Below are 6568 nucleotides of genomic sequence, written 5' to 3'. Positions count from 1 at the left end.
GTTTCGGATGTCCAAGACCGACCTCACTGCCCGGCCCATGTTCAACCGCATGCGCGATGCCATCGAGGCCCACCTGACCATCGTGTTCGCCGCGCTGGCCGTCTCTCACGCCATCCAAACCCGCACCGGACTGTCGGTCGCCAAAGTCATCAAGCTACTGCGGCCGCTGCGCTCGGCGACCATCACCATCAACGGCGCCACACAGACCTTCCCACCCGAGATTCCCGACACCGAACGCAAGATCCTCACCGACCTCGGCTTCAAACCTGGGTACTAAGCGAAATGTCCAAACTCAGGTCCAGCACTGCCAGTACAGCGGAACGTCGAGGTACTGGGGAGCGATCGGGACCCAGGAATCCTCGACGAGCTCCTCGGGGTACATGCCCCACCCCAACCCGGCGCGCACTGCCGCGCCGAATCCTTCTGCGGTAGGGATGAAGTGCGTAGGGCGGGCGATGTCTTTGCGGAACACCTTGCGCACCAAGCTGTCTTGCAACGCGTCGTCGCGGTTCCACGCCAGTGATGGCGCCTGCGCGGCGGCTGCCGCGGTGAATCCGTCGGGTAGGTACCGGTCGACGTAACCCACAGTGGACACGGGCACGTACCGCATGGCACCGAGCGGGTACCCGCGGCAGCCCGGCACCGGCCTGCGCTCGGTGGTCACCGCGCCCATCACCACGCCTTCGCGCAGCAGTTGTGCCGAGTGGTCCTGATCCTCGATGCGGATGTCGAACAGCACATTGGGTAGTCGCGCCAGCACTGCGGTGAACCAGGTCGCCATCGAATCGGCGTTGACGGCCAGCGCAATCCGGGTCCACGGGGCCGCGTCGCCGCCCATCTCCGCCAGCGCCTCAGACTCCAACAGTGCGGTCTGCGCCGCCAATCTCAGCAGCGGGACTCCGGCCGGGGTTGCCACGCAAGGCTTTTCCCGGACCACCAGGACCTGGCCCACACGTTGCTCCAGGGCTTTGATGCGTTGGCTCACCGCCGACGGCGTGACGTGCAGCCGCACCGCGGCGGCGTCGAAACTGCCCGACTCGATCACGGCGGCCAGCGCTGCGAGCTGCTGGCCGTCGATGCGCATGTTCGAAGCTAACCACGGGCTCCCCCTGCAGTGGATTCGGTCACAACACGAACTACTTGCATGCATCCTTGCATGCATAGGCGTAGGGTGGTCCACCGTGCAGAAGTCCAGCCAGCGTGCCTACCAGTCGACCAAGGATCAGATCCTGTCCGGCGAGGTGCGGGGTGGGCAGCTGCTGAGCGAGGTCGAGGTGGCCACCGAGCTCGGTCTCAGCAGGACCCCGGTCCATGAGGCATTTCTGCGGCTCGCGGCCGAAGACCTGCTCGATCTGCTGCCACGGCGCGGCGCGGTCGTCGTACCGGTTTCCGCCCACGACGCCAACGATGTGCTGGAGATGCGCCTCGCGCTGGAAACCGCTGCGGTGCGGCGATTGTGCCGTTCGCCCGAGTCGATCGACGCACTGTTCACCGAGCTGGCCGACCTGGTCGAGGAGCAGCGACGAGGGGCCGCAGCAGGAGACGCCCGGCAGTTCGCGGCGGCCGACGACGCCTTTCATCGTCGTATCGTCGAGGTGGCGGGCAATTCGATCGCCAAGCGCTTCTATGGTTCGCTCAGCGATCGGCAACGCCGGATGATGACCGACGCCGCGCGCACCGATCCGGCACGGCTGGCCCGGCTCGTCGATGAGCACGGGCAGCTCGCCGAGGCTATAGGGCAACGCGACGTCCAGGCATTCGAGGCCACCCTGCTCGCACACCTCGAAGCGACCTATCGGGTGGTGCTCTGATGACGTGCACCGACGAAGCCGCTGAGTCCGTCGAGTCAGAACGCGGTCAACGCCACCAGGCGCGGCCCTGGATTGCCGTTGCCGCTGCTGCGTTCTGCATCGGCTGGGGTGGAAATCAGTTCACGCCCTTGCTGATCGCCTACGCACAGCATTCCGGGTACACCCGTGTCGACGTTGACATCCTGTTGGGTGCCTACGTCATCGGGCTGGTTCCCGGTCTGCTCGTCGCCTCCGCACTGTCCGACCGGCACGGTCGACGGCCCGCGATGGTCGCCGGGCTGATCAGCTCCGCGTTGGGCAGCGTGATCCTGGCCATCGGGGACAGCTGGGGATTCACTGCGCTGTTCGCCGGCCGGCTCCTCAGCGGGCTGGCCGTCGGCATCGCGATGGCGGTCGGCTCGGCGTGGATCACCGAGCTGTCGAGGCCGCCGTTCGAGCACGCCTCCCCCGGTGCGGGCGCCCGCCGTGCGTCGATCTGTCTCTCGCTGGGCTTCGGTGTCGGTCCGCTGTGCTCGGGACTGCTCGCCGTCTTCGCGCCCTATCCGCTGGTGCTCACGTACCTCGTCCATGCGGTGCTGTGCCTGCCCGCACTGTGGGCAGTGCTGCGTCGCTCCGCCGAAACCCGCACCGGCACCTCCGCCTTGCCCCTCATGGCAAGCCTCAAAGTGCCCAGCGCCGGCCACCGCAGGTTCATCCATGTCGTTGTTCCCATGGCGCCGTGGGTCTTTGGTTCCGCGGGCATTGCATACGCGATCGTCCCCGCGCTGGTGGCCGACAAACTCGGCTCCTGGGCGTTGCTCTACACGGCCGGCCTCACGGTGTTGACGCTGGGATGCGGTGTGCTGGTGCAGCCCATCGCGCGACGCCTCGACGACCGCTCGACCGCTCGCGCCGTGGTGGTCTCGATGGTGTTGATGGCCCTCGGCGTGTTCGCGGCCGTGGTCACCGCGATAACCCGCTCCCCTCTGGTGGCCCTGCTGGTCGCCATGCTTCTCGGCAGCGCCTACGGAATCGCCATCGTCTCAGGGTTGTTGGAGATTCAGCGCATCGCCGAGCCGGACGAACTTGCGGGCCTGTCCGGCGTGTATTACTCGCTGGCCTATCTCGGCTTCCTGCTTCCGGCCGCGCTGGCCGCGTTCGCCCACTACTTCAGCTACCCGGCCATGCTGACCGCGCTCGGCCTCTTGGCGGCCCTGTGCGCGGCGTGCTGCGCCTCGGGCTGGTCCAAGCACCTCGGGCCCCATCCCTCCTGATCGCCTCATCGCGAGAGTGACGCACGAGATATTGATAGTGCCCTAACTATTAGGGTACTTTTCAATCATGCCCACACAGATCTCGGTGGAGGTCGATCCACTTGCCCTCGAACGGCAGGTCTGTTTCGCACTGGCCATCAGCAACCGAGCCGTGCAAGCCGTCTACCGGCCGCTGCTGGAACCGCTGGGCATCACCCACCCGCAGTACCTGGTGATGCTGGCACTGTGGGATCACCACCGGTCGGATGCCGGCGGCCTGCTACCGCTGTCTGTCAAACAGATCGCCGCAGCGTTACAGCTCGAATCCGCGACGCTGTCGCCGATGCTCAAGCGACTCGAGGCGCTGGGCCTGATCACCCGTACCCGCAGCACGGGTGACGAACGCTCGACCGCCATCGGCCTGACCGACGCCGGGATCGCCCTGCGCGACCGGGCTTTGGAGATCCCGCCGGCCGTCGTCGCTCGATTGGGCGTCGACATGGCCGAGCTCGAGGAGCTGCACCGGGTACTCACCCGGATCAACGCCGCGGCATTGGCTGCCAACGCACTTACCACCTGACCCGAGGAGTCGTCATGGCGAAAGACCACCCCAATCCGATTCAGTACCTGACCTACGCGTACGGCCGGCGCCTACCCGACTCGATGCGCGAGTGGGTGGCGCACGACTTGGCCGACCACGGCGCGGTACGTCGTCACCTGGTCCGGATGGCGATCCCACCGCTGTTGATCCTCGCGCCCCTGTGGCTGCTGCCGGCATCGCTGTACGTCCATACCGAGATGACGGTGCCGATCTACATCTGGTCACTGTTGATGGCGCTGGCGCTGAACAAGGTGTGGCGCCGCCACCGGCTGGCTCAGCACAATCTGGACCCCAACCTGGTCGACGAGATCAAGTACAAGAAGGAAGCCCACATTCACGAGGACTACATCCGGCGCTTCGGACCCCGGCCGGAATCGGCCAAGTTCCAAGCGAACAGCAGCCCGTTCTGAATCGACGCCAGCAAAAACAGGTACCGCACTACTCAGGCCTCCCACGTGGCCGAGCCACGAGCATGAATCCATCGCGCACCATGCTCGATCTCGCAGCCAGGCAGCGTTCCAGGGAGGGTCTGTGGCCATCGATGACTTGGGTTGGCTCGCGGACGTCCTGCGGGCCGACGGGCTGACCGTGACCGAGATCGACGGCTGGCGCCGACGTGGGCACGGATATATCGACGACGTATGGGGCGTGGTGTGCCACCACACCGGGGACGACACCGTCGCCCCCGGCGCAGTTGCCGACGGCACCGCCGACCTGCCAGGACCGTTGTCGCACATACTCGTTGCTCGCGACGGCTCCGTCACTGTCATCGCTGCCGGCATCGCCTACCACGCGGGCCACGGGTCGCACCCGGGCCTTCCGGCCAACAAGGCCAATGCGCACACCATCGGCGTCCACGCCGTCAGCGAAGGCAAGAAGCCGTATCCGCTGGAGCAGTACCTGGCCTATGTGCAGTGCTGCGCGGCAATCGTCGGCAGGATCGGGCAGCCCGCGTCACATGTGATCGGACACAAGGAATGGGACCCGACCAAACACGATCCGTCGCTGAGCATGGACCAGCTCAGGGCCGATATCGCAGACCGGCTGCCCGATCGCACCCGGACCAGCGATCGGTATGGATGTCGGTGACAACAACGCAGCCCGCCGACATCGTGGGCAGCTGAGTCAGGCGGTCTTCAGCAGCCGGCCAAGCTCGGCGCGGCCGGCGGCGTCGAGCGGCAGCAGTGGCAGCCGTGGCACCCCCACACCTCGGCCCAGCAGGTCGAGACCACCCTTGACAGTGGTGGGCAGCCCGCCCGCCACGATGAACTCCAGGAACGACTTGAGTTCGGTGTAGATGGCCTCGGCCTTCGTCCAGTCACCGGCCTGCGCCGCGGCATACAGGTCCAAGCACGGCTGCGGCAGCAGATTGGGTGCGGCCGTGCACCATCCCTTCGCTCCAGCCTTGAAGGCCTTGAGGATCATGGGGTTACTGCCGTTGTAGAACGGCAGCCGTCCGTCGGTGAGTTCGGCCATGTGCTGCATGCGGGTGATGTCGCCGGTGGATTCCTTGACCATTGCGACGTTGTCGATCTCGTTGAACATTCGCACGAGCAGTTCGGGGCTCATGTCGATGCCACTGGTCGCGGGGTTGTTGTAAACCATGATCGGGATGTCGATCGAGGCGCCGACATTCGCGTAGTGCTGGACGATCTCGCGTTCGGAGAGCTTCCAATAGGAGATCGGCAGGATCATCACCGCGTCAGCCCCGGCCTGCTGAGCGTACTGCGCGCGGCGAATCGTGTTGGCCGTGGTGAGATCGGACGCACCGATGATGACCGGCACCTGGCCGCCGACCACATCTGTCGTGATGTCGACGACTGTGTCGAACTCCGACTCGGTGAGATACGCGGATTCACCCGTGCTGCCGAGCGGGACGATGCCGTGCGCACCGGTGTCCACCAATCGATCGACCAGTGCGGCAAGCTTGCCGGTGTCGACCTCGTCGTCGGCGGTGAACGGCGTGATCGGATACGCCAGGATTCCATGAATATCTTTGTCTTTTGCCATGTTTCAGGTCCCTCGGTGATAATTGGACGGATCAGCTGGTCAGCGCGTCGGGATGACGCACCAGGGCACGTCGCGCGTAGTAAGCGAAGTTGGCCTGGCTGCGCTTGGGCCGCAGAGTCCAGTCGTGGGCCTCCCGGGCCAGTCGCGGAGGCAACTCGGCGATGGTGCCCGCCGCCATCGCGGCCAGTTGCAGTTTGGCGGCGCGTTCGATCAGCATCGCCAGCGAGCACGCCTCTTCGACGCTGGCGCCGGCGACCACGTGGCCGTGGTGTGCGAGCAGGATGGTCTTCTTGTCACCCAGTGCGGCGCTGATGATCTCACCCTCCTCGTTGCCTACCGGAACACCCGGCCAGTCGGGCAGGAACGCGCAGTCGTCGTACAGCGGTGCCATGTCCATCTGCGAAACCTGCAGCGGCACTTCGAGCATCGACAGCGCCGCGACGTGGAACGGATGGGTGTGCACGATGCACTGGACGTCCGGGCGGGCTCGGTAAATCCATGAGTGAAACCGATTGGCGGGGTTGGCCATACCCTGTCCGTCCAGGACGTTGAGGTCCTCGTCCACCACCAACAGGTTGGCATCGGTGATCTCGTCGAATCCGAGCCCGAGCTGTTGGGTGTAGTAGGTTCCCGGCTCCTCGGCCCGTGCCGTGATCTGTCCAGCCAGGCCAGAGTCATGGCCGGCGTCGAACAGCGCCCGGCAGGTCAACGCCAGCTTCTGGCGCGTTGTCAGCGGGGAATCCTGTACGTGGCTCGACAGTGCGTCCAGCGCACGTCGCATCAACACCTGTTTCGAATCACCAAAGGTTGTAGTGGCAGTCATCTCCCAAGCCTTTCCGAGGACTGTTTGACACAACTGTGACGATAGGACACTTTGTGTCCTATCGTCAATAGTGTTTCGCAGTCCGGCGGCC

The 6568-nt window shown here is 65.4% G+C and carries 7 protein-coding genes and 2 pseudogenes; 6 read left to right on the top strand and 3 right to left on the bottom strand.

All coding sequences use genetic code 11. The features are described from left to right. A pseudogene (locus tag H276_RS0120825) lies at positions 1 to 277 on the top strand (IS1634 family transposase); the annotation flags it as partial. 21 nt (positions 278 to 298) lie between these two features. On the opposite strand, the pseudogene H276_RS0120820 reads toward H276_RS0120825, so the two are convergent. After that, positions 299 to 1084 (bottom strand): annotated as a pseudogene (locus tag H276_RS0120820) (LysR family transcriptional regulator ArgP); the annotation flags it as partial. A 97-nt stretch (positions 1085 to 1181) separates the two neighbouring features. Here H276_RS0120820 and H276_RS0120815 point away from each other — a divergent pair. The 5 genes from H276_RS0120815 (at position 1182) to H276_RS23400 (ending at position 4733) form a co-directional block, all read left to right on the top strand. Further along, positions 1182 to 1811 carry a GntR family transcriptional regulator gene (locus H276_RS0120815; RefSeq protein ID WP_019973219.1) on the top strand — a complete coding sequence of 210 codons (630 nt, stop codon included), beginning with the start codon at positions 1182 to 1184 and terminating at the stop codon, positions 1809 to 1811. Continuing rightward, positions 1811 to 3064, top strand: a complete 1254-nt coding sequence (locus tag H276_RS0120810) for an MFS transporter (RefSeq protein WP_019973218.1) — start codon at positions 1811 to 1813, stop codon at positions 3062 to 3064. The genes H276_RS0120815 and H276_RS0120810 overlap by 1 nt, the downstream gene beginning before the upstream one ends. A gap of 67 nt (positions 3065 to 3131) precedes the next feature. Beyond that, on the top strand, positions 3132 to 3623 hold the full coding sequence (locus H276_RS0120805; RefSeq protein WP_019973217.1) for a MarR family winged helix-turn-helix transcriptional regulator: 492 nt from the start codon (positions 3132 to 3134) through the stop codon (positions 3621 to 3623). Between the two features lie 14 nt (positions 3624 to 3637). Beyond that, positions 3638 to 4054, top strand: a complete 417-nt coding sequence (locus tag H276_RS0120800) for a DUF5313 domain-containing protein (protein WP_019973216.1) — start codon at positions 3638 to 3640, stop codon at positions 4052 to 4054. Positions 4055 to 4175: 121 nt separating this feature from the next. Then, complete coding sequence (locus H276_RS23400) at positions 4176 to 4733, top strand: peptidoglycan recognition family protein (protein WP_231376728.1); 558 nt, start codon at positions 4176 to 4178, stop codon at positions 4731 to 4733. Between the two features lie 36 nt (positions 4734 to 4769). Here the strand turns inward: H276_RS23400 and H276_RS0120790 are convergent, their stop codons facing one another. After that, positions 4770 to 5654 carry a dihydrodipicolinate synthase family protein gene (locus H276_RS0120790; RefSeq protein WP_019973215.1) on the bottom strand — a complete coding sequence of 295 codons (885 nt, stop codon included), beginning with the start codon at positions 5652 to 5654 and terminating at the stop codon, positions 4770 to 4772. A 31-nt stretch (positions 5655 to 5685) separates the two neighbouring features. After that, positions 5686 to 6477, bottom strand: coding sequence for an aldolase (locus H276_RS0120785; protein ID WP_081625520.1), 792 nt, complete (start codon positions 6475 to 6477; stop codon positions 5686 to 5688). Between the last annotated feature and the right edge of the window lie 91 nt (positions 6478 to 6568).

Source organism: Mycobacterium sp. 141 (genome assembly GCF_000382405.1).
Lineage (GTDB): Bacteria > Actinomycetota > Actinomycetes > Mycobacteriales > Mycobacteriaceae > Mycobacterium.
This window is presented reverse-complemented; position numbering and strand designations above follow the sequence as displayed.

Excerpts from the sequence above, each read along its gene's own strand:
- H276_RS0120805 (WP_019973217.1), top strand. The coding sequence starts at position 3,132 with ATGCCCACACAGATCTCGGTGGAGGTCGATCCACTTGCCCTCGAACGG.
- H276_RS0120800 (WP_019973216.1), top strand. The coding sequence starts at position 3,638 with ATGGCGAAAGACCACCCCAATCCGATTCAGTACCTGACCTACGCGTAC.
- H276_RS0120790 (WP_019973215.1), bottom strand. The coding sequence starts at position 5,654 with ATGGCAAAAGACAAAGATATTCATGGAATCCTGGCGTATCCGATCACG.
- H276_RS0120810 (WP_019973218.1), top strand. The coding sequence starts at position 1,811 with ATGACGTGCACCGACGAAGCCGCTGAGTCCGTCGAGTCAGAACGCGGT.
- H276_RS0120785 (WP_081625520.1), bottom strand. The coding sequence starts at position 6,477 with ATGACTGCCACTACAACCTTTGGTGATTCGAAACAGGTGTTGATGCGA.